This window comes from Haloarcula sp. JP-Z28, from assembly GCF_011440255.1.
GTDB lineage: Archaea > Halobacteriota > Halobacteria > Halobacteriales > Haloarculaceae > Haloarcula > Haloarcula marismortui.
In genome coordinates this window covers 14,435-37,220 of record NZ_JAAOHT010000006.1, presented here as the reverse complement: position 1 = coordinate 37,220, position 22,786 = coordinate 14,435, and the positions used below count along the sequence as shown (strand labels likewise).

General features: G+C 57.4%; 28 protein-coding genes and 3 pseudogenes. 21 read left to right on the top strand and 10 right to left on the bottom strand.

What is annotated here, in order from left to right:
* Positions 1 to 3 precede the first annotated feature (3 nt).
* The 12 genes from G9463_RS04705 (at position 4) to G9463_RS04645 (ending at position 6,699) form a co-directional block, all read left to right on the top strand.
* The gene (locus G9463_RS04705; RefSeq protein WP_165896101.1) at positions 4 to 369 is read left to right on the top strand and encodes a hypothetical protein; all 366 of its coding nucleotides are present in this window, start codon (positions 4 to 6) and stop codon (positions 367 to 369) included.
* A 77-nt stretch (positions 370 to 446) separates the two neighbouring features.
* Positions 447 to 842: a hypothetical protein gene (locus G9463_RS04700; RefSeq protein ID WP_165896100.1), complete on the top strand. Its 396-nt coding sequence runs from the start codon at positions 447 to 449 to the stop codon at positions 840 to 842.
* Positions 843 to 921: 79 nt separating this feature from the next.
* Positions 922 to 1,323 carry a DUF6166 domain-containing protein gene (locus G9463_RS04695; protein WP_165896099.1) on the top strand — a complete coding sequence of 134 codons (402 nt, stop codon included), beginning with the start codon at positions 922 to 924 and terminating at the stop codon, positions 1,321 to 1,323.
* A gap of 23 nt (positions 1,324 to 1,346) precedes the next feature.
* A complete protein-coding gene (locus G9463_RS04690; RefSeq protein ID WP_165896098.1) occupies positions 1,347 to 1,622 on the top strand; it encodes a hypothetical protein in 276 nt (91 codons plus the stop codon).
* Between the two features lie 49 nt (positions 1,623 to 1,671).
* Entirely contained in the window at positions 1,672 to 1,893 is a 222-nt protein-coding gene (locus G9463_RS04685) for a hypothetical protein (RefSeq protein WP_165896097.1), read from the top strand.
* A gap of 53 nt (positions 1,894 to 1,946) precedes the next feature.
* Positions 1,947 to 2,246 carry a hypothetical protein gene (locus tag G9463_RS04680; RefSeq protein ID WP_165896096.1) on the top strand — a complete coding sequence of 100 codons (300 nt, stop codon included), beginning with the start codon at positions 1,947 to 1,949 and terminating at the stop codon, positions 2,244 to 2,246.
* Positions 2,247 to 2,403: 157 nt separating this feature from the next.
* Complete coding sequence (locus G9463_RS04675; protein WP_165896095.1) at positions 2,404 to 3,090, top strand: DUF6166 domain-containing protein; 687 nt, start codon at positions 2,404 to 2,406, stop codon at positions 3,088 to 3,090.
* Positions 3,090 to 3,245 carry a hypothetical protein gene (locus tag G9463_RS04670; RefSeq protein ID WP_165896094.1) on the top strand — a complete coding sequence of 52 codons (156 nt, stop codon included), beginning with the start codon at positions 3,090 to 3,092 and terminating at the stop codon, positions 3,243 to 3,245. Before G9463_RS04675 ends, G9463_RS04670 begins: the two co-directional genes overlap by 1 nt.
* The gene (locus G9463_RS04665) at positions 3,242 to 3,778 is read left to right on the top strand and encodes a hypothetical protein (protein WP_165896093.1); all 537 of its coding nucleotides are present in this window, start codon (positions 3,242 to 3,244) and stop codon (positions 3,776 to 3,778) included. The genes G9463_RS04670 and G9463_RS04665 overlap by 4 nt, the downstream gene beginning before the upstream one ends.
* Positions 3,779 to 3,935: 157 nt before the next feature.
* The gene (locus tag G9463_RS04660; protein ID WP_165896092.1) at positions 3,936 to 4,937 is read left to right on the top strand and encodes a DUF6610 family protein; all 1,002 of its coding nucleotides are present in this window, start codon (positions 3,936 to 3,938) and stop codon (positions 4,935 to 4,937) included.
* A 77-nt stretch (positions 4,938 to 5,014) separates the two neighbouring features.
* Positions 5,015 to 5,362: a hypothetical protein gene (locus G9463_RS04655; protein WP_165896091.1), complete on the top strand. Its 348-nt coding sequence runs from the start codon at positions 5,015 to 5,017 to the stop codon at positions 5,360 to 5,362.
* Between the two features lie 407 nt (positions 5,363 to 5,769).
* Positions 5,770 to 6,699: an ArdC-like ssDNA-binding domain-containing protein gene (locus G9463_RS04645; protein WP_165896090.1), complete on the top strand. Its 930-nt coding sequence runs from the start codon at positions 5,770 to 5,772 to the stop codon at positions 6,697 to 6,699.
* Between the two features lie 125 nt (positions 6,700 to 6,824).
* Here the strand turns inward: G9463_RS04645 and G9463_RS04640 are convergent, their stop codons facing one another.
* A complete protein-coding gene (locus G9463_RS04640; protein ID WP_165896089.1) occupies positions 6,825 to 7,520 on the bottom strand; it encodes a nucleotidyltransferase domain-containing protein in 696 nt (231 codons plus the stop codon).
* Positions 7,517 to 8,188, bottom strand: coding sequence for a helix-turn-helix domain-containing protein (locus G9463_RS04635; protein WP_165896138.1), 672 nt, complete (start codon positions 8,186 to 8,188; stop codon positions 7,517 to 7,519). The genes G9463_RS04640 and G9463_RS04635 overlap by 4 nt, the downstream gene beginning before the upstream one ends.
* A gap of 227 nt (positions 8,189 to 8,415) precedes the next feature.
* On the opposite strand from G9463_RS04635, the gene G9463_RS04630 reads away from it, so the two are divergent.
* The 3 genes from G9463_RS04630 to G9463_RS04620 all read left to right on the top strand — a co-directional run bounded on the left by G9463_RS04630 (position 8,416) and on the right by G9463_RS04620 (position 10,015).
* Complete coding sequence (locus tag G9463_RS04630) at positions 8,416 to 9,237, top strand: hypothetical protein (RefSeq protein ID WP_165896088.1); 822 nt, start codon at positions 8,416 to 8,418, stop codon at positions 9,235 to 9,237.
* Positions 9,238 to 9,328: 91 nt separating this feature from the next.
* Positions 9,329 to 9,580, top strand: coding sequence for an AbrB/MazE/SpoVT family DNA-binding domain-containing protein (locus G9463_RS04625; RefSeq protein WP_165896087.1), 252 nt, complete (start codon positions 9,329 to 9,331; stop codon positions 9,578 to 9,580).
* Positions 9,581 to 10,015: a PIN domain-containing protein gene (locus G9463_RS04620; RefSeq protein ID WP_165896086.1), complete on the top strand. Its 435-nt coding sequence runs from the start codon at positions 9,581 to 9,583 to the stop codon at positions 10,013 to 10,015. It begins immediately after the preceding gene.
* A gap of 37 nt (positions 10,016 to 10,052) precedes the next feature.
* On the opposite strand, the gene G9463_RS04615 is transcribed toward G9463_RS04620, so the two are convergent.
* Positions 10,053 to 10,976 (bottom strand): MarR family transcriptional regulator, encoded by a 924-nt coding sequence (locus tag G9463_RS04615; RefSeq protein WP_049987285.1) that lies wholly within the window; start codon positions 10,974 to 10,976, stop codon positions 10,053 to 10,055.
* A 138-nt stretch (positions 10,977 to 11,114) separates the two neighbouring features.
* Between G9463_RS04615 and G9463_RS04610 the strand changes: the two genes are divergently transcribed.
* A complete protein-coding gene (locus tag G9463_RS04610) occupies positions 11,115 to 11,441 on the top strand; it encodes a hypothetical protein (RefSeq protein WP_165896085.1) in 327 nt (108 codons plus the stop codon).
* Between the two features lie 264 nt (positions 11,442 to 11,705).
* Here G9463_RS04610 and G9463_RS04605 read toward each other — a convergent pair whose 3' ends face one another.
* The 3 genes and pseudogenes from G9463_RS04605 to G9463_RS04600 form a co-directional block, all read right to left on the bottom strand.
* A complete protein-coding gene (locus G9463_RS04605) occupies positions 11,706 to 13,112 on the bottom strand; it encodes an AAA family ATPase (RefSeq protein WP_049987880.1) in 1,407 nt (468 codons plus the stop codon).
* Positions 13,113 to 14,161: 1,049 nt separating this feature from the next.
* A pseudogene (locus tag G9463_RS24465) lies at positions 14,162 to 14,337 on the bottom strand (DNA polymerase I); the annotation flags it as partial.
* A 535-nt stretch (positions 14,338 to 14,872) separates the two neighbouring features.
* Positions 14,873 to 16,057, bottom strand: coding sequence for a tubulin/FtsZ family protein (locus G9463_RS04600; protein WP_165896084.1), 1,185 nt, complete (start codon positions 16,055 to 16,057; stop codon positions 14,873 to 14,875).
* An 889-nt stretch (positions 16,058 to 16,946) separates the two neighbouring features.
* On the opposite strand from G9463_RS04600, the gene G9463_RS04595 reads away from it, so the two are divergent.
* Positions 16,947 to 17,372, top strand: a complete 426-nt coding sequence (locus G9463_RS04595) for a helix-turn-helix domain-containing protein (protein WP_049987698.1) — start codon at positions 16,947 to 16,949, stop codon at positions 17,370 to 17,372.
* Positions 17,373 to 17,374: 2 nt separating this feature from the next.
* Positions 17,375 to 17,677 carry a hypothetical protein gene (locus G9463_RS04590; protein ID WP_165896083.1) on the top strand — a complete coding sequence of 101 codons (303 nt, stop codon included), beginning with the start codon at positions 17,375 to 17,377 and terminating at the stop codon, positions 17,675 to 17,677.
* A 63-nt stretch (positions 17,678 to 17,740) separates the two neighbouring features.
* On the opposite strand, the pseudogene G9463_RS04585 reads toward G9463_RS04590, so the two are convergent.
* Positions 17,741 to 17,950, bottom strand: a pseudogene (locus G9463_RS04585) (hypothetical protein); the annotation flags it as partial.
* A gap of 67 nt (positions 17,951 to 18,017) precedes the next feature.
* On the opposite strand from G9463_RS04585, the gene G9463_RS04580 reads away from it, so the two are divergent.
* Positions 18,018 to 18,848: an IS5 family transposase gene (locus tag G9463_RS04580; protein ID WP_165896082.1), complete on the top strand. Its 831-nt coding sequence runs from the start codon at positions 18,018 to 18,020 to the stop codon at positions 18,846 to 18,848.
* Here the strand turns inward: G9463_RS04580 and G9463_RS24460 are convergent.
* Positions 18,818 to 19,315, bottom strand: a complete 498-nt coding sequence (locus G9463_RS24460; RefSeq protein ID WP_205254221.1) for a DUF502 domain-containing protein — start codon at positions 19,313 to 19,315, stop codon at positions 18,818 to 18,820. The genes G9463_RS04580 and G9463_RS24460 overlap by 31 nt on opposite strands.
* A gap of 337 nt (positions 19,316 to 19,652) precedes the next feature.
* On the opposite strand from G9463_RS24460, the gene G9463_RS04570 reads away from it, so the two are divergent.
* Positions 19,653 to 20,609: a hypothetical protein gene (locus tag G9463_RS04570; RefSeq protein ID WP_205254220.1), complete on the top strand. Its 957-nt coding sequence runs from the start codon at positions 19,653 to 19,655 to the stop codon at positions 20,607 to 20,609.
* Positions 20,610 to 21,414: 805 nt separating this feature from the next.
* On the opposite strand, the gene G9463_RS04565 is transcribed toward G9463_RS04570, so the two are convergent.
* Together G9463_RS04565 and G9463_RS04560 are read right to left on the bottom strand one after the other, a co-directional pair.
* Entirely contained in the window at positions 21,415 to 21,651 is a 237-nt protein-coding gene (locus G9463_RS04565) for a hypothetical protein (RefSeq protein WP_049987701.1), read from the bottom strand.
* Positions 21,652 to 22,512, bottom strand: a complete 861-nt coding sequence (locus G9463_RS04560; protein ID WP_165896137.1) for a M48 family metallopeptidase — start codon at positions 22,510 to 22,512, stop codon at positions 21,652 to 21,654. It abuts the gene before it with no gap.
* A gap of 99 nt (positions 22,513 to 22,611) precedes the next feature.
* On the opposite strand from G9463_RS04560, the pseudogene G9463_RS24275 reads away from it, so the two are divergent.
* Positions 22,612 to 22,746 (top strand): annotated as a pseudogene (locus G9463_RS24275) (hypothetical protein); the annotation flags it as partial.
* Between the last annotated feature and the right edge of the window lie 40 nt (positions 22,747 to 22,786).

Genomic DNA, 22,786 nt, shown 5'->3' with positions numbered 1-22,786 from the left:
CAGATGTCCCGGATCACAAATTGGAAGCGCGAGAGCCGCACGCCCACACTCGCATACCGGAATACCGAGACCGGCGCTCGGGCGGTCTTACACCGAGCACCGGGCTCGTACCGCTACAAGTGGCGTGGCGCAATCCTCGTCGACGGCTACCCGGTGTGGTCGCGGGGGTACGAGACAAAAGACGCGAAATCGTTCCGTGACGAGCTCCGGAAACGGCCAGCGCCCGAACTGAGTTGTCCCGAGTGTCCGAACAGCGATGTGGCAATCGGCGGAAAAACGGCTGACTGCGCGAAGGTTCAGCGTTGGTTCGAGTGTCGGAGCTGTGGGTACGAAGCATCCTCGAGAATCGTGTACGGCGCCGAGCGCTGATTGATTGGTGCGGACCTACGGTGACGTTTATTTTGGGCCGGAATGGGTGGCCCGTCTCAATCGGGCCAGATCCATAGATGAGTCTGGAAGTCATCGACCGCCACAGAGAAGCACTGTTCGAGTTCCTCTGGTGTCCGGTCTGCGGGCACGAGATATTCAGTCACATTCCCTTCGAGGGAGTGTTCTGCAAGAACTGCAACACGCAGGTCATCCTCCGGGAATCCAGAGAAGACCGTGGCTACGAGGAGGCCGTGCTCGCGTGCTTCGACACCGACTCGACGTGGAACCTTCACGTCGACGAGAAGCTCCGTCGTGATCTGCCTGACGGCTCGGCACGGGTGAAGATCCTCGGCGCACCAGGTGCCTACAAGGTCGACTGGTGGAGTCCAGCACCCGGTGATGACTGGCAGCCGGTCGAACGAGGCGAGTTCGACGATGTCGACGAACCAGCCGATATCTCCCATCTCGCGTAGGGGTAAGCAGTTCCTGTGACTGTTTTTCGCCCCCTGAGGGGTGCGGGGGTGCTCGAACGAGTAGCTCCCGAACAGACCGATGAGTAGACCTAGCGACACACACTCGATTGAACAGACACGCCCAGCGAGCGACTGCGACATCGTCTACGTCGGGTATCGGCAGAGCGGGCAGGCTATCGTTGAGAAACGTCCCGGCCAAGAACGGGTCACACCAGAGCGGAGTCTCGCGCTGGTGAATCACAGTCCCTCGGGATTCGAATGGGGATATGGTGGTAGTGGTCCGGCGCAACTCGCGCTCGCACTCCTCCTCGACTACACGGATGACGAAGCGTTCGCTCTCGACCACTACCAGGCATTCAAAACCGAGGTCGTGAGCCAACTGGACTGTGCTGGGTCTGCTGGAAGCTGGCGACTCACCGGGGCCGAGATCGACGCAATCCTTCACGAAACACCCGGCGAGCCGGCCGCAGCGTCCATCTAAATACCAATCACCGAAAGAAATCCATGTCAGAACATACCCAACCAGCTCGTACGGATGGCGAATCGGCTGAATCGAGCGAACAGACGACACGAACGGAGTACGTCGAACGAAGTGACGTCGGCGTCTCCCTCACCGTAAAGCTCAAGCGTGGAACCGGTACTAGAGATCAGGACGAGGTAATCGCGAAAGCGAAAGGCAAGACCCTCGAAGACGCTCGCGAGGACATGGAAACCCTCAGAGAATACATCCACGATCTCGCAGAGGACGCTCGCCAAATCCAACCCGAAGAAGACGGGTAACGACGAGGGCCGTTTTTTGTCGCCTCAGCAGTGGCGGAGGCGATTATCAGTGAGCAATCCAGACGGTCAAACAACAGACGCAAGCGAGCTTTCGCCAGAACAACGGCTCGAGCCCCCGAATACGCGACTCATCAACGCTGGTATCGTGACGATCAACGATATGGAGACGCTGCGAGCCTGCGTCGCCTACGAGAACGCGAATCAGCAACGGGTCCAGATCCTCCGCCGGCTTGAACAGCGGGCCAGCAAAATCCGCGCACAAGACGATTGACCCAACGCCCGGAGGTGTCTGTCGGAGCCTCGGTGGGTGGAGGCTCGAATGAGATGAGCGATCGACCAGAGATCGAGATTCTACGACAGACCGCATTCGATGACGATGGCCAACTCGAAGTAACCGAAACGAGCGTCGAGACCTCGCTTGAGGACTTCGGCGCTGACGTGGATCATCGTGACCGGGATTCGCGTCTTGATCGGCCCGAGGCTAGTGAGTTCGGTGTCGACGATCGACCCGAAGTTGAGCAAACATCCGAGGGAGATCAGTCAACACTCTTCGCTGATACGGACGAGGATCAGCAGACCCTCACTGGCGACGATGCAGCCGCTCGCTGTCTCTTCGAAGAATAGACTTGTCTCTATCGATTGGTTGTCTGATGGATTGTTATAGTCTGAACTATAATAGTCTGAATTCTAACTTTGAAGCGACGCTGAGGGGCTAATAGCCGGTGGTGGTTTTTCGACCCCCAGCAGGGGCGCGGGGAATCCGAACGCCCGCATGCAACCGATGGAGATGAATTCGACTACCGACCCACGAGCAGTCGTACAGGATGCGAGTGAGCGATGGCAGGCGAGTGCAGACTGCGTTGAGTACGTCGGAATGCGTGTCGATGGAACGCCAGTGGTCCTGAACCTCACCGCACACGAACGCCTCTCCCCCGATCGAAGTCTCGGTCTCGTGCGGCATAGCCCGGCGGGATTCGACTGGGGCTATATGGGAAGCGGACCGGCACAGCTCGCCTGTGCGCTCCTCCTCGATTACACCGACAACGAAACCGTCGCCCAGCAACACTACATCCAGTTCCGCAACGACGTGGTCAGTCAGTTGGTGTGTGATGGCCCGGCCGACTGCTGGCACCTCACCGGGAAGGATATCGAGGCGGCACTCACCGAATTCGAAGAGTACCGAGCACTCACGCCAGATGGTGGGACGCCGTCATCGTCACTGCCGGCAAACTGGAGTGCGGTGAGCCGGACAGATCGGCCAGTCTTCCAACGTCGGGATATCGACCACTACGTCGTCCTCGCCGAAGGGAGCGAAGAGTGGTTGATCATACTTTGTGCGCAGGGGAACCGGGCGTATCCCGCCCCACTCGACCATCGAACACTTCCGGTCGAGAACGATCCTGCTTCAGCCGTTCAGGCACTCGCCGCTGAGAGTAACGACCTCATCGAACCAGAGGAAGATACCTGATGGAGAACATCCGACTCTCGCGGGCCACGTATCAGCTCATCGAACGCGCCGTCACGGCGCTGGAGTGCATCGGCCGAGAACTCGAGCGATACAACGACCGGCACGAGCGAACAGCTGGGAAAGACACAGACGAGACGAATCCCGACGAATCATGACCGCCAAAGCGACGCTTGACGACTTCGAGGGCGAGACATCATCCGGAGAGTCCGGCTCGATCACGCTGGAAGAGCGACTCCTCGCCCCGATCTCCCCGTCCATCGGTCTGCGGGTGATTCCGGGTCGCGGCGATCCGCTCTATCTCCAAAATCGGGGAAGAGAGCGGTATCTCTTCCGCGACGACCACGATCGGTGGTTCATCTTCCAACCGTCGGCGAAAGACTCTGAAGATGGGTTCGTCCGCTGGGTGTATCTCCCAGCAGACCGGCCCGAGCGGCTGGCGCAGTCGGCGCTTCGTCAACAGACGGTGATCGGCTATGACTACGTCCGGCAGTCGGTTGCACCAGACCCAATCAGATCAACGGTGACGGCGATGTTCGTCACAGAACGCTGGCCCGAGACGATCTACGAATGTGGGTCATGTGAGGCGCTGTTCGATACGGCACGAGAGCACGCCCTCCATTGCTGGGATGTTCATCCCTGGGTGCCGAATCCAGAGCAGGTACGCCGGCGGCGTCAGCCCAACGAGTGAGTTGGAAAATCCTTGGCAGGTATCGGAGCCGTCCAGATAATTAACCAACAAAGTGCGGGTCTGGGGTTTAATGTTGGTTAATAGTGGACTGCGACTCCGTTTATTGCCCCTCTGAGAGGGTGCAGGGCGGCCGGATTCGCCCTCGCAGGCCACATTCATGTCGCTCGATATCAGCCCCAGCAGCAGCACTGAACGCGAGATTGCCGCTGCCAGACAAGCCGACAGCGTGGCGTTCCTTCATCGAGCGCCGTTCGCTCTGGATGCCTACAGGCTCGGCTACCTACCTGGGTTCCGAGAGGACTGCGGATATCAGCAGGCCCAGTTCAAGCATCTGAACATCCCCGTCGGGATGTTGGATAACGACTTTCGGAATCCCGATCTGGATCGATACGTCGCCCGGTTTTTCGAACACGAACCCAAGGTCGGCGTGATTGGAGACGTGTACGACCCCGACGACGTCGATAGGTACGTGGCCGCTGCGCGCGAGATCCAGGCGAGCTATCCCGATGCAGACCTCGTCATCGTCCCCAAGTGCCGCAAGGTGATCGACATGATTCCCGACGACCTCGTGCTCGGCTACTCACGAGGGTATGCCGACCGATTGGCCCACGAGTTCTCCGAGCCGACCGACTGGCGGGGCCGTCGTGTTCATATCCTCGGTGGAAGCCCGCCGAAACAGCTCGACGTCATCGAGCAACTGACCCGACCGACGCTCACGGACGATCCACCGGCCGACATTGCCGGTCTCGACTGGAACGGCCTGCATCGCGGGGCGCAGTTCGGAGAGTTCTGGACGGCTGACGGGTGGGACGACAGCGGTCGCGACACCGACCACGTCACGGTTCGCAAGACGGTCCGCCACAGTCTCGCCCGTCTCAAGGAATTCTGGCAGGCCCAAGGTGTTTGGCCCGAATCGACACCACAGGACGACTCCTTCGAGATCGAGTATGAGGGGCCATCGCCGGGGGATCTCGATGGTGCTGCGTGTACCGAATGCGAAGCCAACGTCTGGATGACTCAGCGCGGTCCATTCGTTGCCGAATACGATACTGGGGCTCTCTGTGGCTACTGCAGCTACGACTGCTACTTCGCCCACCGCCATCGAAATAACCTTGAGGAAGGCGCCGGCGAGCAGAGCGTCTACCTCCCGCCGGCGTGACGCAGCGAGCTGTTTTTCGCGCCCTCCAGAGAGAGCGAGGGCTCGATCCAGAGAGTCCTCAGAGATGGTGATTTTCCGTGAGTCAACAACAGCGTCCGAACGATGTCTCGATTGACGACATTCCAGTCGACGTGTCGAACACCCAATCAGGCGAGGTCGATCCCGCTGAGGTACCCGAGGAGATCCGGTCGATCACTCGTGGACTCGCGAGCGAGCAGCCGCCGACGAATCCGCTCATCGTCCTGAAGGCCGCCCGCTGGTGGTATATACATGGCAAGGGCGGAACCGATCCTGCGTTCCAGTGGGCCATCGAGTGGGCACGACACCTCGCGACGGACACGCCGAGCGATGTCGACCAGTTCGATGCGTTCCTCGAGTATCTCGTCACGATCGGCTTCGCTGACGAGAAGGCGGCGCTTCGATAACCGATCCCCATTCACATTGCGGGGTGTTTGACCGGGCACTATCTCGAACAGAAACGAGTCTGACTGCAACCTGCCCAGATAGGAGGACGTGTACTTAGAACTGGTAGCACACAACGTCTTCTCCACCACAGGTCGGACACGTTTCGGCGTCCTCGGAAAGGGTCGTTCCGCAGTGGCGGCACTCATACAGGGTAGACGGGCTGGACGTGCGAGTACCAACGACCCCGCGGAGCGTTTCGACGAGACCCATTCTCCCGGTGATTGTGTCGCACTGGTTGTTAATCCCAGCCTCCGATAGCAACCCCGACATAAACCCCGCAGTCGCGCCGTCGTTTATCGTGCGCCCCCGAGGGGTGCGGCGCGTCCTGACCTGACGCAGCGCCGTCGTACTCGACGTGATGCAATCCATGTTGACTGCTAGTGAGACGTCGGTCTCGTTCGAGGAAACCGACACACGGAACAACGAGATGCACAGCACCATCGAAGACTGGATCGACGAGCTCGTCGTTGATGTCGACGAGGCGAAAGCCAGCCAGCAATTCCAGGAGTGGCTCGACGTTCAGTCCCGGTTCCATGACTACTCACATCGCAACACACTCCTGATCAAGCTCCAGTGTCCCGAGGCGACCCGCGTTGCGGGCTACAATACCTGGCGAAATGAGTTCGACCGGCACGTCCAAGAAGGTGAACAGGCGATCTGGATCTGGGCACCCATTATTACGAAGCAGTGCCCAGAGTGCGAGAACTCACCGAGCTACCACGAGCAAAGTGACTGTGACTACGACGAGACATCGCCCGAGGAGTGGTCGAAAGGACTGGTTGGATTCAAACCAACGGCAGTCTTCGATGTGTCTCAAACCGAGGGCGAACCGCTCCCCGAGCTGGAAACCGAGGCAGCTGGTGACGCCGACGACTTGGTGCCAGCGCTCCTCCATGCGGCAACTACTCTCGATATCGACGTCCGTGTCGTCGACGCTGCCGAGTGGGAGCATGGCGACGCGAAAGGCGTCTGCAAACACCGGACTCTCCACGAGGGCCAGCCCGTTGTCGAAGCGAAAGCCCGCTCAAATCAGGCCGATCTCGCGGTGACATTGGTTCACGAGTACGCCCACGCGCTGCTTCATTTCGATGGCGACAACGAGCCCGAGCGCGCAAAGCGCGAGGTCGAAGCCGAAGCCGTTGCGTACATCGTCGGGCGGTATTTCAACCTGGATACGAGCGGGTCAGCGTTCTATCTTGCCGCGTGGCAGGACGACGATGCGGAGAGCATTCAGGAGCGTCTCGGCCGGATCAGTTCGACCGCTCAGGAGATCATCGACACAGTTGTAGAGGGCTGAACACCCCCTTCCCGGCTGTTAACCAACGCCGGAGGGTACTCTGTCGACATTGTTGGTTAATTCGTTCGGCGTCCCGACCCCGTGTGTTTCGATCGGTCCCGGGACATACCCATCGACAGTCGATGTTATCGTTCAGAATCGATTCGGCGCTGCTGGTCACGAAGGAACTCAACGACGGCATCGATATCCTGTTCGGGAACCGTTTGCTGTTCGAAGACTCCTTTGAATGCATCTGCGAAATCCTCCGACGTGAGGCGGTTGAGGACAGTCTCGATGCGACCAGCGAGCTTCTCGGACTCTCCGCGATGCAGATGAGTCGCGATCCGGTCGAAATCCGCGCCAGCAGCCAGCACTACCAGATCCCGGGAGTCTGCCTTGCGCCCACTGTGAAGTTTCACCGCGAACAGCAGTTCCCGTTCCGGAATCCTGGCTGTTACCGGGCGGCCGGTTCGCAGTTCTTGGGTGACAGAGTGCTGGGCCAGATAGCGATACGACCATTCAGCTTCCGTCTGGCGACAGCCAAGTGCGTCGACCATCGCGTCGAACCGAACCGGATTCCCGATATCTTTCGTAAACCGGATAGTACGGCCCTCGTAGAGCTCGCTTCGCTCGACATCGGCCGTTTTCTCGTAGCCGCGGTCGGTGAGAAGGTCGGTGTAGTCGTCAACCGCTTGTGCCGGAATGACGACGTCGACGTCCGTGGTGAAGCGTTGATTGAACGCCGCGATCGCCCACCCACCGACGAGCACGTACGGCAGGTCAGCGTCAATGACAGCCTCCAGGGTGTCCAGCAGCTCGTCTTCGCGTTCACCGAGACTCATGCGTTCAAACGCGGATCCTCGTGGGACGCGTCGATATCGCGGTCGTACTCGTCGGCGATCATCTCCAACGCCGGTTCGTAGTTCACCCGGTACTCCAACATGTGCTCGATTGCCTCATCCAACGGAATAACCGGATTGCCGTCAACCCACTCGCGAGTGATCTCCCCACTCGTCGGGAACAACACGTACGAGACAGTCGCATCGTAGTCGGTCGCGTCCGGCCGCTCTTCGATCCGGCTCGGAATCCCGAACTCATCAAAGAACGCCGTCCACCGTTCGATATCCCGGTCGGCGACCTGGATGAAGATCGGATAATCGTCGTGGCCGCGAGCGATCTGATAGCCGCCGTGGGTCCAGACGTAGACGCCATCGATTTTCGTGTACGCAAAGGGCATCCCGGCGAAGTGTGGAATGACGTAGCCGTCGTCGATCGAGGGGGGGACAGCGCGAGAAATGGCCGCGACGAGGTCGTAGTAGCGATCCCTGACAACGTACTTCTCGATGTAGACGCCGTCTTCACGCCGGATGAAGCCTGCGTCCTCTAACCGCTCGATCCAGTCGTAGACCCACGAGTAGGAGCCGTCGATCTTCTGGGCGATTCGCCGGATCGAGTCACCCGGCCGGGCCGCGACCATGATCTTCGCCGCGGTCTCGTCGACGTACTCCATCATCGTTAGTTATCGGTATCGCATCTAGCGGTATTAGTCTTGTCCCTCGTATTTCCTATGGAGTTATCTCTATACAGATATACAATTCTTGGCTCCGGTAGTCCGATCCGGCTCAGCATTCGAGCAGAGAAGGGTTAACCAACAGAGGATACGACTGATCGCTATTTGTTGGTTAAGTCTATCAGCGCCCGCCGAGGGGCGGAGGCGCAGTCCCGTCTCCACGAACCATGACCGACCGATATCTAACGACCGTTCTCGACGATGCAGAGCGGGTCGCAGAGCACCACGAGCAGGTCGCCCAATCATCAGACAATCCGAATCACGAGTATCTTCGGTACGCCGTCCTTCGGCTACTCGAAGACGAGGCTGACGAAACATCGGTGGAGATACCGCAGATTGACGGCGTGACTGTCGGATACGGGGAGGACAAAGCGATGTACGAGAGCTGGGATGACGACGTCGAGTGGTGGGAGACGGTTCCGCCGCAGGCGGAGTGTACTCGCTTCCGGATGTTCTACCCCGACGAGTACGAGGCTGTTCCGCGAGTCATCGTCGACGTGATGGCAGCACTCGGGGCGTGGCGTGTCTGGACTGGGAGCGCTGCCGCCTGTGGCTCCTACGATCATCGCGAGCGCCGTGAGATCCACTACCTGTGGCCGGAAGGCCATCCGGTGGAGGAAGTGCTCCACGAGCGGCTCAGTGGCCCTGCGGAAGCCGTCGCTCCGGACGGGGGTCGAACGGGCGACGTTCGCGACCGACTGGTCGTCGACGAGAACACACAGTCGCAGGACGATCTCGAGCCCCGCACGGCGCGTGCCGTCGCTGAAGCGATGGACGTCTCGCTCCTCTCGAAAGGTGGCCGCTACGAAGTACAGTCCGCGTCCGGAAACCGGTACGAAGTTGACGTCGTCGACGAGTCGTGTTCCTGTCCCGACTGGCAGCAGCGCTCACCCGAAGGCGGCTGTAAGCATCTGCGTCGCGTCGATCACGAGATCAAACAGGGTCGTGTTCCACGTCCGGATGGTCGGCTCCCAACGACCTCAGGGTAAATCGCCATCTTTCTCGTCGGAATCGCTCTTATGCGACTGAGTAGTGTGGCGGCACACTAGACTTTTCACGGCCGGTCACCTACCGTGAGGTATGAGTAGCGACAGAATCGACGCCGAAAGCAAGGTGTCTGGAAACCAGGCAAACATCCCCGCCCGGATTCGGCGTGAACTTGATATCGACGATGGCGATCACCTCCGTTGGCGTCTCGAGGACGACGGGAGCATTCGGGTCCACGTCATCCAACAGCAAACCGGCACGTTCGCCGACTTCGACGGCTACGCTGGTGAGGAGGCGGCCGATGTGACGAGCGAGCACGACGCCTGGGGCGTCGACGTCGAGTAAATGCCGCGGGCACTCATCGATACGACAGTCCTCTTTGCCGCCGCATACCGGCGGGATGGATCCCACGACGTTGCGCTCCCAGTGCTCCGAGGCATCGACGATGGAGCGCTACCGGAGGCAGTCGTCCTCGACTACGTGCTCGCGGAAACGCTCAACGGCCTCACGACCCACGCCGGCCACGACGCAGCCGTCGATCTCCTCGATCGCATCGAAGAAAACGCCCGCTTCCACATCGACTCCCTCACCACCGATGCCCTCGCGACCGGGAAGGCCCTCTTTCGCCAACACGAACCCCTCTCCTTCGTCGATGCCTGCATTGTCGCGTATATGCAAACCGAAGGGCTCGGCTACCTGTATGCGTTTGACGACGATTTTGACGCCGTCGAGGATGTCTATCGGCTCGATACAGCAACGAATCCCTACGATCCGAACTGACGCTGGCAGACGACACGGCTGGTGGCGATGTTCACGCTCAGGCTAGTCGTACCTCGTAGTCAGCCGCCAGCTCCTGGAACTCGTCCCACTCCGGGAGCCGGTCGTCGTCGACCTCGCCGTGCGTCTCGAGGTAGCGGAGCAAGGCGTCGATTTCGTCTTCGAGACCATACTTCGCCGCCTGCTCTCGGAGGTCCGCCTCGTCGACGTCGACGTGGCTGAGCAGGAGGAGACAGTACGAGCGGTGGCGGCTGCCGTCGTCGATCAATAGCGTGTGACAGCAAAGTTCCGCCGGCGAGACTGCGTCGAGATCCTCGGAGTAGAAGTAGTAGCGATGGCCGGTGAGCAGGAACTGGAGGTCGAAGGCCGCGAACCGAGCGAGGCCGGTTTCGTGGAACGCCTCCGCGTCGATCTCCGTCTCGGCCTGCGCGAGGAATTCGTCGTAGTCCGCCCAGAGAATCGTGCCCTTCAGGGCGACGGCTTCGAGGTGCTGGCGATGCAGATGGTGTGCAAGTTCACGTGCGAACGCGTGGAGGCGGCCGAAGTCGGCGTTGAACTCGTAGTGGCCGTCGACGGTCCCGACGAGCCCGCGGTCACGAAACCGCTTGAGGACGCGGTTGACCGTGTTGCGGTAGTTGTCGCTCCGGTCGGCGATCTCGGAGACGGTCAGCGGCTGGTCAAGGTAGTACAGCACTTCGAGTGCCTTCCCGGTTAGCAGCTCGGGGAAGTCGATGTGGGAGTGCTGGCGAACGAGGTCCTGGTAGAGTTCGACGGCACGAGCATTCGATGGGACGACTCGTTTTCGGCGGCCGTCACGTTCCGTATAGACGAGCCCCTTCTCGACGAGGTCGCCGACGGCACGGGAGAGGTAGCTCTCGCTGTGGTCAAGCTTCGTCGCGAGCTCGGAGATCGTGTCGCCGCGGTCGACCGTGGCGAGGACCTCAAGCTCGATGCGCCGGAGCACGGCGTAACATAGTACGAAACTTATTTATAAAGAAGTTTCGAGTAGTGTTACAGACAGCCATTATGAGAACCGTCTCCATCGTATTAACCAACAAAACTATGGAGTCGCGGGTAGTGTTGGTTAACACGAGAGCAGCCGATGTCCTACGAACCCCCGACCCCACCGGCGAACCTCCCAACGGAGATCGTCAACACGCTCAACGAAGCCACATCGGCGCATCTTCGGGACGTTGCCAGCTACGCCGAGGCGTTGGCCAAATACAAGGAGCGTGAAGCTCGTCTCAAGGAGGAAGAGGCGGCCGCCGCCGACGTCGAGGAGCGCCCCGATGACCTCCCGGACGACGTGCCAGCGAAGGCGACGATCACGATCAAGGAAATCAACGACAACCGCTACTACTACTGGCAGTGGCGGGAAGGAGATTCAGTGACATCGAAGTACAAAGGACCGGTGAATCCCGACGAGTGAACTCAACTCGGGGCTCCCACCCTACGTTGCCGTCGTTTCCCCACGGTCTCCGTATCATCGATGGTATCGGCGACAAGAAAATCGTAGAACACACCCCCGTTTTCGAGTTGTAAATGGGAGAGGGCAAGGAGATACCACAGTACATCGACCGGCACGTCAAATCTCTTGACTCACCCACCCCCCGTTTTCGAGTAGTAACGAGACATCCCGACGAAGGACACCCCCCATTTTCGAGTAGTAAGTGTGGGGTGAATACAGGCGGGATTAGTTCTTACTCCGGAACTGCTTCAGCCGTTCGCGGACAACCGCGCTGATAGTCGCCTCTTCGTGAGCTAGATCTTCGAACCGGGAATCCTCACGGATCGTCTCCATGATCGTTTCCGGATCCTCGGAGAGGGAGAAATACATATGCACTCCTCTGCCTCGCCCCTTGCCCCGACGCTCGAAGTCCAACACACCGTACGTACTCTGTTCTGTGACGTGATTTACGAACGTCTCGCGACTGTACTGGTCTGCGTCCATCGTATCAGCAATGAATTGGTACGTCTTGAACGCAGGTCCAGCTGGGATCCACTCAGGATGTTCTCTTGCGTAGTTGGCCGTCGCCGCCACGGCGTAGATAGAGAGTTTCTTTTGAGTTGAAATGCCGCTGATATGGCGGAGCTTGCGGTTTTCGGTGTATTTCTCCTGGGCTTCACGGACATCAGTCTCGGTAACTGTGTCAGCTCCACGCCGCTCAGCTAATTCGCCAGCCCATCTGAGGAGATCAATCGCTTTCCGCGCATCCCCGTGCGTTTGGGAGCCGAACGCAGCAACAAGCGGAACAACGTCATCTGCAAGTGAGTCTGGCTTGAAGGCGTCCCGCCGGTTGCGGAGAATACTACGGAGTTGGTTCGCATCGTAATCGTCGAAGAAGATATCGTCAGGGTTGTAAGAACTCTGTGCGCGGCTGTTGAGGTCCTTCATAAAGTCGGCGTAGTTCGTGATCGTCGTGAGCGAGATGGGACCATCAAAGTCAGCGAGTTTGCGAGCCCGTGAAAGCTGGTAGATGAGAGAATTGTACTCTGCCTCCTGATACGGTCCCTCGAGCATATCGATTTCATCGAGAATGAAGATGACACCGTCGTAATACTCTCGCATCAGTTCGTACAGTCGCTCCAGCTTCTGATCCGTTGAGACACCGGTTTGGGGAACACCAGGATCAACGCCAAGGTCGTCGGCAGCAGCTTTGACTAACCGATAGACAGCCCGATCTGCGGTCTTCGGCCCCTCGCAGTTGATTGAAATGACCCCGAAGGTCTTGCCTTGGGATTCACACAGTTCGACGATCTGTTTACAGACTGCATGAATGATGAGCGATTTCCCCGTTCCAGAGGGACCACTCAGAAGCATATCGGGGATCCCCTCATTCTGGAGGATCGGTTTTAGATTGTCGACGACACGGCCCAGCTGGTCGTCACGACCGACGATACGATCCTCGTCGATGATGGTATCTGACCGGACGAGGTCTTTGTTCGCGAATACCCCACCGGACGACTCGGTTTGGAGCCGATCACGAATTGAGATACCGCCACCGTCGCCGTTAGTTGCTTCTTGAGACGAATCGGCGGGATCTGATCCGTTTCCGAAGGTCGCTTGTGACGTGCCAGGAGACTCCACCTCCTCATCCATCGATTCGGGGTTTTCAGGATCAGCAGCAGAAGATTCACCACCCTCCTCACCTTCCGGATTATTCGATCCTGCTCTACGTCCCTCTCGTCCCATTATGAACCCCCTCGAACTCTGGGTATAAAAATATGGACCCTTGTGGAGTTGTAACCGGGCGAAAACAGGCTATCTAACGACTACAGACCCGTATCCTCTGGATGAGTCAGATACCGTCTTCGGAATCTATCACCCTCCGTTGTCGAGTTGTAACGGTTCGACGAAGCTCGCTATCGTCGAACTTCCTCGATGACCCGGACCCCCCATTTTCGAGTTGTAAGATGTTGGGGGCGGTAACACACCTGGTTCGATGCTCCCACCCTCATGTTGTAAGGAGAAGTGAGTCGAGGTGGGTCTCGGAGCAAAATCCACATAATCCGGATTTTGTGAATGATGCTCAGGGTGATACGGTCTTTCTCACACTCCCCGTTTTCGAGTAGTAAGCGCCAGAATGATTGCGAACGAACGACGCTCGTAGAATCCGTTCACGAGTGAGAGGAATACCAGGTTTCGGATATGATTGCTGGTGAAGCCGCTTTGGTGATCTCGAATGTTTCACCCCCTCCCCCCTTTTTCGAGTTGTAAACTCGTAGCCTCGGGGAGGGGGTGAACAGCAAGAGGGACTGCAAAGCAGCCGATAGTGGCGAATATGCACGATAGATAGGTTGAGTGTCTAATCTTCCAACTCACAACTAGATATGCGAAAGTTTATGTCACACCCTATCTTACCATAACCGTACTAGAGACGAATAGAATATATCGTCTAGCTGAGCTAGACGATTGATGTCTCGGGATGTAGATAACGACTCCATCTCGCTTGTGGTTCTCATCCCGCGTATTATCGCGTCTTACCACCTCTACACCAACTTTAGTTACCTCAACTCTCGCTACACTACGTCTTGGATAGCCTGTTCCCCGCGACTTACAACTCGAAAAAGGGGGGAGGGGGTTCGTCAGGTTCAGTCCGTGATACCGACTACATGTGTTCCACTGAGCTCACGCCGGATGTCGTTCTAGTTCCAGTCAAAGCGAGACAGTATACTCTCGACAGCTCGGACCAGCTGCGTATCGTAAGGAGATGCATCGAGGTGTCGATCTCTTTGTGAGCGAGGACAACGCGGTCCCGCGAGGATTTCTCGTCGTCGACGATCACGTACTCGATATCTTGTCCGGGATGGACGGCAAGGTCCTGAGTATTCTGTGTTTAGCTTTCTCGGTGTCAGCGGATATCCTGCTCTGCCCCGAACTTCTGGGACGTTCCGGAGGCTCTGCCCAGTTCTTGCTTTCTGTTCAGTAGGTCGTTGTCGTCTCAAGAAAACGATCCTCCCGAGACACTCGTTGAGGAGGACAAGGCTCGGGACGTGACTGTTGAGGAAACGATTAGGATGACGGCATCGCGAAGGCTGACCGCGGCTACGTTTTGATGGTTCCGGGGAGTAGCCCGGCGACGAGATTCGAACACGACGGGGACCATTACTCGAGTGAGGTACAGAAAACAGCTGAAACACGGGTGTTCGATTTTCGGGCAATCGTCTCTTGGAATCGCTTGTGGAGTATATCCCAACGCTCCTCTAACTGGTCAACCTTCAGGTGAAGCACGTTACTTCCATATTGATGGACTCTTCGAGTCGAGTAAAGCAATAGCTGATTATTTTTTCGGAGATGCGTACTCATGAACGCCCTCAAGGAGGAGGACGCGCATTCCGAAATTGGGGGAGAATGTCGTATTAAAAAAGCGAGTCGAGTTCGTCCGCATCATCTCCAAGAATCGATTCGAGATGGCGATCCGAGGACCCAGCCCTCTCCGAATTCGTGGTCTGTGCTTCACTTCCGACTGATCGCAATTCTCGAAGTCGATCAGCACCTGATATACCAGAAAACAGAACAACGACTGCGACCGTGTTCGACTCTGGAAGTGGGTAATCACCGCCACGTATCGAAAGACACCCGGTTTGCTCTTCTACCCATGTTCGCCCACGTTCGATTCCTTTACGGGTGAGACTGTCACTGGGACCGGCGACGATAACGAGGCCGCGGTCGATCGAGACGTTGGCGGGTTCGACTGGGAGGGTGAGACGGCCAAGGGTTGCACGGCGAACGAGACTTGTTATCCGATTCGTTCCCCCAGCTGAATCCGGGGAAGACCCACTCGTAAATCGGGAGAGGAGGCCTGCCGACTCAGCACCGTTCTCCTCGTCGAGTGGCTGGGAGGCATATCCGAGTGTGGAGACACCACCGCCCTTGAGAGTGTTTATGATTTCGCTTGCATCGACGACACTTTCTGGATTCGCGGTTCCCATGTCAATGTCACCCGCTCCGAAGAGGACGCCAAGGCGAGTCGCGAGCTCTCGATTGATCGCTGTGTATCCGCCCGTCAGTGACTCGTTTGCCTGTCGATGGGCGTCGTTATCGAAGACAAGGAGGTTGTCCAGTTCCCGGACAGCAGTCTGTGAGGAGCGAGCGGCATTGAGTGAATAGAGCCCGCCTTCATTGGTGCTCGGGAGAATGCCGAGCCCATAAACCGGCTCAGTATACAGCTGCTTGAGGTGCCGGCCGACGACGGGAAGGGCACCACTTCCCGTCCCTCCACCGAGGGCAGCGACGAGGAGAAACGCATCGATTTCATGGACAGGAATCGTGTCGATGACGTGCTGGATCTCGGTGATATCTTCGGTGGTGATTGTGGCACCAAGCTCATTATCGCCACCGACACCCTGCCCGCCGACCTGTGACTGCCCGATGAGTACCCGTGCGTCCGCTGGAACGTGCTCGAGTGCGTTGAGATCAGCCGTTGCTGTGTTGACCGCGAGTGCATCATGGACGATGTGGCTGTTCGTTCGCTGATCGTACTCAAGGAGGGCATCAACGATTTTCCCACCCGCTTGGCCGAGACCGACGACGCCGAGTTTCATATGGGACCACCCTACCTACCCGGTAACAGTTTGTAAAGCCAGTTTCCCGGTTTCGGGTAGTGAAGCGGTGTACATCTGGTCGGAGCGAATGCCCCGGGACGTGACCCCCGCGGCGATTCACTGGTCAGACATTCGATCATCGTCCCAGGATCTCCGAACCGTCGAAGGTAACCGGTTGATACAATTGTGGCAGTATCGATATCCGACGGGATTCCGTGCGCCACAGTTTTGGCAGACAACAACCCAGTCATCTGCTTTTGAGGTATCCTGTTGCACCTTCCGTGCTTTGACCGCGATAGCAGGATGGGAATGGCGGCGACGTCGTAGACGGGGGAGTACGAAGAAATACCCGAAGACGAGCAGTACACCGATCGCAACAAGGGCGATTTTGGTTTCATCCGAGACCGTGATTGCGGACATCCATTGGCGAACAGAACGAACGAGTTCAGTCAGCATTTCGTCTAGAAGTGAAAGCTTCAATATGACATCCTGCACGGGCACTATTCGTGCAATCGTTCGCCAATGGTATCTCCGTTAAGCACGGTTTCGGATAGCGAATCCCAGAGTCCCATTAACAAGGAACGAACTCAAATCTCTGATTGGGTATCTATGATATCCGGAAACCCACGGTGAACGGAGATCACGATACCTCAAAAGCCGGTTGAAAACAGATTAGAGGTACCCTTCGATTCGTCGTGCCCACCCCTCGTCTGTAGCTCCCTTCCCCACCCCTGCCCCTTTCCACTACGGAACCCGACACTATTAGGAAAGATTGATACGACAACCGTAGCAAAAACTGAATACGAACGGTTGCGGGACGTCTTCGGACCGTGAAGCCAATCCCTCAATCGTACATACGCGGGGAAGCAACGCAGAGGTGGCATGGACTGTGAGCAAAGAATGGGAGCCAGAGAACGTGTTCGACGTCCTCGGGAGCGAGGTTGCTCGGCAAATTCTTGCGTTAGCCAGCCTCAAACCCCTGTCAGCCACCGAACTCGCCGAACACTGTGGGGTCTCGGAGCCAACGATTTATCGACGGATTCACGCGCTCCAGGAATACGATATGCTGGACGAACAGATGGAACTCGACGATGAGGGCCATCACTACAAACGATTCAGAACGAGTCTCAAGGAGGCACGGTTCCAGGTTGACGAAGGACAGTTCGATATCGATATCCAGCTCAAGAAAGACTACTCTGACAAGTTCACGGATTTCTGGAACGACCTCGAAAAGGGAGCGACAGAGGTCTCAAACGATACGAACGCAGACTCTCGTCACCGTGATAGTTCGTCGTCTGATCTCAGTGGTGGATAATCATGGCTGAGCCGCCGGAGTTCTGGAGTTTCCTCGTAGCCAATTCACTCCTGTTCATCGCCGGAGGAAGCTTGACCGTGCTCAGCTATCGAGCCTATCTTCGCATTCAACAACACAGCCTCCGCCTCGCAGCAGGAGGTTTCGCACTCATCACTCTCGGTGGCCTCCTCGACATCATCTATCAACTCGGTGTTCGGCAAGACTACAATCTTGGTGCCCGTGAATCGCTTGCGCTTCAAACGCTTGATAGCCTGGTTATTACTGCAGGACTTGTCGTTATTTTCTATGCCCTATCTCGGTACTGACTGTTTACGACGAAAGCCTGTTGGACGCTATATTCCGGACTTGGTTGATCATAATCCGTTGGATTAATCAGTTGTCGTAGGTGACGGTGAGTTCGGTGGTCGGTCTTCTTCATTTAGAGCATCCGGTTGTGGGGCTTCTCCAAACCCGCAACTAATAATGCGGATGAGGGCATCCTCAACGGATTCATCGAGTTCTGTTACGTCCTCCGTCTCAAGTTCAACGACAAACCCTGTTGTGATGTTCGGTGCCGTCGGAATGAACAGGCTCTGTTGAATCACTAGACAGCGGCGGGATCGGTCGCTAAATCAAAGGAATTGAAGCGGGAGGCTTCCGTTGTCCATGACGCAAATCTCCCGCTTCACCGAGCGCTGTGTCTCGATCGCTCAAAGAGTTACGGGTGAACGAGGCGAATCCGCCGCCCCGGAAGGTGGCGGCGGATTCGCCGACTATGCCTTCGTTTCCATCCATTGTCTCCGGATTTACCTCGATACGTCCTACCGCATGACTATCGATCTGCTCAAAGAGATGCCGCAAATAACCGGGGAGATCGGCCTCGACGTGGCCGATCTCCCTCATCCATCGACGGTGTGTAAAGCATTCGACCGGATCGAGATGAGCGTCTGTCGAGTGCTGCTGCGCCAGTCGGCGCAGCTGCACGACCCCTCGAAACACGGTGCGATCGACGCTACATTCTACGAACGCTCAGCCGCAAGCCGCCACTACTGCCAGCGGACGAGTTACCGCGTGCAGAAGCTCAAGGTCACGAAACTCGTCGATACAGACTCTCAAGCCGTCCTTGACGTACACTGCTCGACAAACCGAGAAGGAAGCGACGCAGACCTCGCCGAGCAGATCGCCCGCCGGAATGCGGGCGATCTGCAGTCTCTTGCCGCTGACAAGGGATACGACAAGCAATCGCTCCGCGAATCCCTTCGTGACCTCGGGATTCGCCCGCTCATCAAACATCGCATCTTCGCACCCTACGACCACGCGCACAACGCCAGAATCGACGAACAGCGCTACAATCAGCGCTCGATGACCGAGACCGTCAACTCGGCTGTCAAGCGCTCGCTCGGCTTCGCCGTGCGAGCGCGTTCGTGGTTCCGTGAGTTCCGAGAAATCGCGTTGATGTGTGTCGTCTATAACATCAAGCGAGCTGTGAAACCGTGAATTCCACCGCAGTATGGCGATTCAACACAGCCAATGAACACTACATCACGTCCATCCGACGCACGATTTCCAGTCTTGAATCCAGTCATATACATCCCGGGCCACGTTTCAACTCGCACTGGCGTGCGTAGGTGGTCAGTGCCGTCAACAACCGTCTCGATTCCCATTTTCGAGGCGTTATAGACGATTCGCAATCCAGGGATACGATTCACGAGCGTATCCAGTGTGGCTTCAACGATTGTTCCAGTCGTCGTCCGCATTAATGAGCCGGTGACCAAGACGAGCCCAGCGAACCCGGCGAGAACGATTGCGACGCGAACGATTGGTGGCTGCACAGCATTCAATACCGGGAAACTAGCAAGCAAACTGTATATCCATATGACAACATACGCTATGACGAGAAGCGGAGCAAGAACAACGAGACCACTCGCTGCATCTCCTCGCCACGTTGTGAATCGGCCAGGCATATAATTAATCCAGCCACCCCCAGCAGTCATCGCGTTTGGTAGAGATAAGAGTCATAACGTGAGACGGCAAAATACCCACATCGATTTCTTGGAGTGAATTGGCCCTGCTACCGGATCGAAAGCAGAGATGAGTCATAATTCCTCGTTCATAGTTTCATTCCCCGAAAGCTAGGTACCACATAGCGACCAGCTTCTCGGAGACTTCCTACAGTTTCGTCATTTGTAACGCTCCATCTCCTTCCTTATCAGCACAACGTAAGGTCACACGTGGACGATGAACGGAAGAAAACTTGTTACTAGCCTCGTGGTCATAATGTTCTTGGTGGGCGCAACGCCAATGGGCGCCCTTGCGCAGGGAGCGTCAGATCCCCAGCCGGTACTGCTGGACCAAGACACGACCCATATTGCGGACATCACCGTTGACGGACAACAGTACAGCGTCTACGAACACAAGAACGTCTTCTCCTGGGCCAGTGGCATTGACATCTATACGAATGGTGAGCGTGTCACCTCGGAATCAACTGCTGAAGCGGTTCTTACAGCACTCGCACAACGACGGGCCGTTCAAGACCTCGGAGCGGAAGACATCAATCAACTCCGCACGACGTCACAGAACACCAGCACGGCAGCAACCAACGTCTCATCGACGGCCACTGCAATCAACGAGACGCTCGTGTACATGGAGCGGATGAAAGCGGTCCGTGAAAACGGGACGACGGTCTATAACGCGTCAGTCGAGGCAGCACCCCAGATCCCCGAATTCAACGAAACCGCACGCGAACTGCACCCGGAACTTCGCTCTTTCGAGAACGCTTCGACCGCGTACCGGTCGAATGCGACAGCTCTCATCGAACTGCTCGAACAGCGGGAGAACGGAACTGACGTCGACCCCCAACGGCTCTATGATCAGTACGCAGCGACGCTCGACGCGAAAGACGATCTCTCGGATCATCTCGGATACAGCAGTATTGCCGAGCCGCTCGGCGAGGTGGCCAGCACGAGCGAGACCATCGCGATGAACGTGTCGTCAGTTCCCGAACGCGGAAATGAGACGGCACAACACTTCTGGAGGGTCCATAACGAGTCGGCTGTCGCTGCAAACCAAACCGCAGCACTCGGCCTCGACGACTTCGAGTTCGACGACGTCCAAGACCGGGCCGAATCACTCGAAGAGGACTGGATGGAGGAGTGGAACTCGCGGCGGAGTCCCGCGTCCACAGTCTATCAGTCGATAGCTGCGATTGTGGTCGGTATTGCTGCGGTGGGTGGATACATCGCCTGGCGTCGGCGCTAATTTCGTCGCCCTCCCACTCGATCGATAGCTGTGTGAATCAGGGCGGAAGGACACAACTCACTTTGATTGAGTGAGTTCGGACTCATTGCGTCCACCATCGAAATCCCTGCCCAGAAACTCCTCGATATATACTTCCCAGGGGTCTGCACAGAGCCGTTCGAGACACGGCGGCTGGGGCGTATCGACGAGATCTCGCCGAACAATCTCTGTGTGTCGTGTTGTGATCGGAAAGGCTGTTCCACAGCGCGAACACGTGTGTTCATCTTTGGTTCCATGTTTCCACGTCCGAGTCCGTTGCAGTTAGTTGGGCGAGTTCTCTCCTTAGCGATCTGAAGCCACGAATGTTGGAATGATAAATTCCCACATTGTCCAAGAGAACGCACCAATAGTGATTAGCCAGAAGAGCAATCCGAGCAGTAAGAAAGGGAGACTCTCCTGGAGGCTCTCCGCGTACCATGACTGCGTATAGATGAGTAGAGCCGTACCACCACCAACACCACCACAGTGGACAAGCACTTTGGTCAACTGCTCGTCTACTGGGAGGGAATTCGTCTGTTCTTCAGTAGTCGCCATTTTGATTGACTGTGAGCTCTGTTGGCTTTAGATATGGAGGTCGCCTTCAGAAGGCGAAAAACAAGAGATTAGCCGTGTTCTTTATAGAGGAGAGATGGCTCCTCCTCGGACATCAGCGCGGGCTCTGTCCACGGACACTCTGGATGTTCCACTCCCAACAGAGCTTTAGAAACGAAGATGCACTGTATGCCGCCAAGAACAACCGACCCAACATCGCCCAGCAGTTCGACGGTTAGGCGTACGTCTGGTAGGTGATGAACGCAGCTATTGCGAGAGAGACGACACCAAGCCCACGGGCGACCCACGTCCACCGGGCAGAAATCGCTTCGTCAGTGCCGTAGTCCCCGCGGCGTCGACGGGTCGGGCCGACGAACACGGACATCCGGAGCATGGTTCGCGGCGCGGCGAGGAACGCGACGCCGAGCGCGGCGCCGAGGACGACCGCAAGGAGTTCGCGTATCCCGGGCATCTACGAGCGAAGCCGTTCGATGCGCTTCTCCATTGGCGGGTGCGTCGAGACGATCCGCTGGAGGAAGCCACGGTCGGGACTGGAGATACAGAGTGCGCTCACCTGCTGGTCGATGTTCGCGTCGCGGCGCCGGTCACCGCGGGCGCGGCCACGACTTCGCTGGGCATTCCGGGCTGACTCGCGGGCTTGCTGGTTACCCTGATCGATTTTCTCAAGGGCACGGGCGAGCGGGTCGCCGGAGCCGATGGCACGTCTCGCGTCGGCGTCGGCGACGTACTCGCGGTACCGAGAGATGGCGAGCACGAAGATCATCACAACGAACTGGACGATGTTGCCGACGACGATGGCGAGGAAGAAGTCTGCGAGGTCGTTGTCGCCCGTGAACAGGACAGCGAACTGCGCGACGATCGCCACGATCGAGGCGATGCCCTGTCCGAGTTGCATCGTGATGACGTCGCGGTTGTCGATGTGGGCGATTTCGTGGGCGATGACGCCCTCTAGTTCGTCGCGGTCGAGCAGCTGGATGAGTTCCCGAGAGATGACGACGGTACCGTTGCCGCGACGGCCAACCGCAAACGCGTTCGGTACGCCCATGCTGGCGATCTTCAGCGACGGTTTCTTCATATTCTTGTCGCGGCAGACCTGCTCGACGAACTGGTGAATCTGCGAGTACTGGGTCTCGGAGAGGTCCTCGGCACCGACGCTTCGTAAGGCAGCCCACTTCCCGATTTTGTACTGGATGCCGATGAGGAGGAGACTGCCGACGATGGCGATCGGGAGGATTCCCTGGCCGAACACCACCATCGCGACAGCAACAGCGACGAGATAGAACGCTGCGAGGATAGCACCGACGAATGCCATCCGGATCTTGAGCCCGAAATGTCTCATACGGGTTGGTTACGAAGTCAGTCTTATAAACCCGGTTACTACATAACGATTAGATCATCTATTGCTACGTCAGTGAAGTTCCTCGGCGCACCGGGTGCCTACGAGGTCGACTGGTGGAGTCCAGCACCCAGAGAGGACTGGGAGCCGGTCGAGTGTGGCGAGTTTGACGACTTCGAGGAGCTAGAAGACGTGTCACATCTGGCTTAGGGCGGCGGATTCCCTTTGCTAGATGAGAGGGCCACTTATC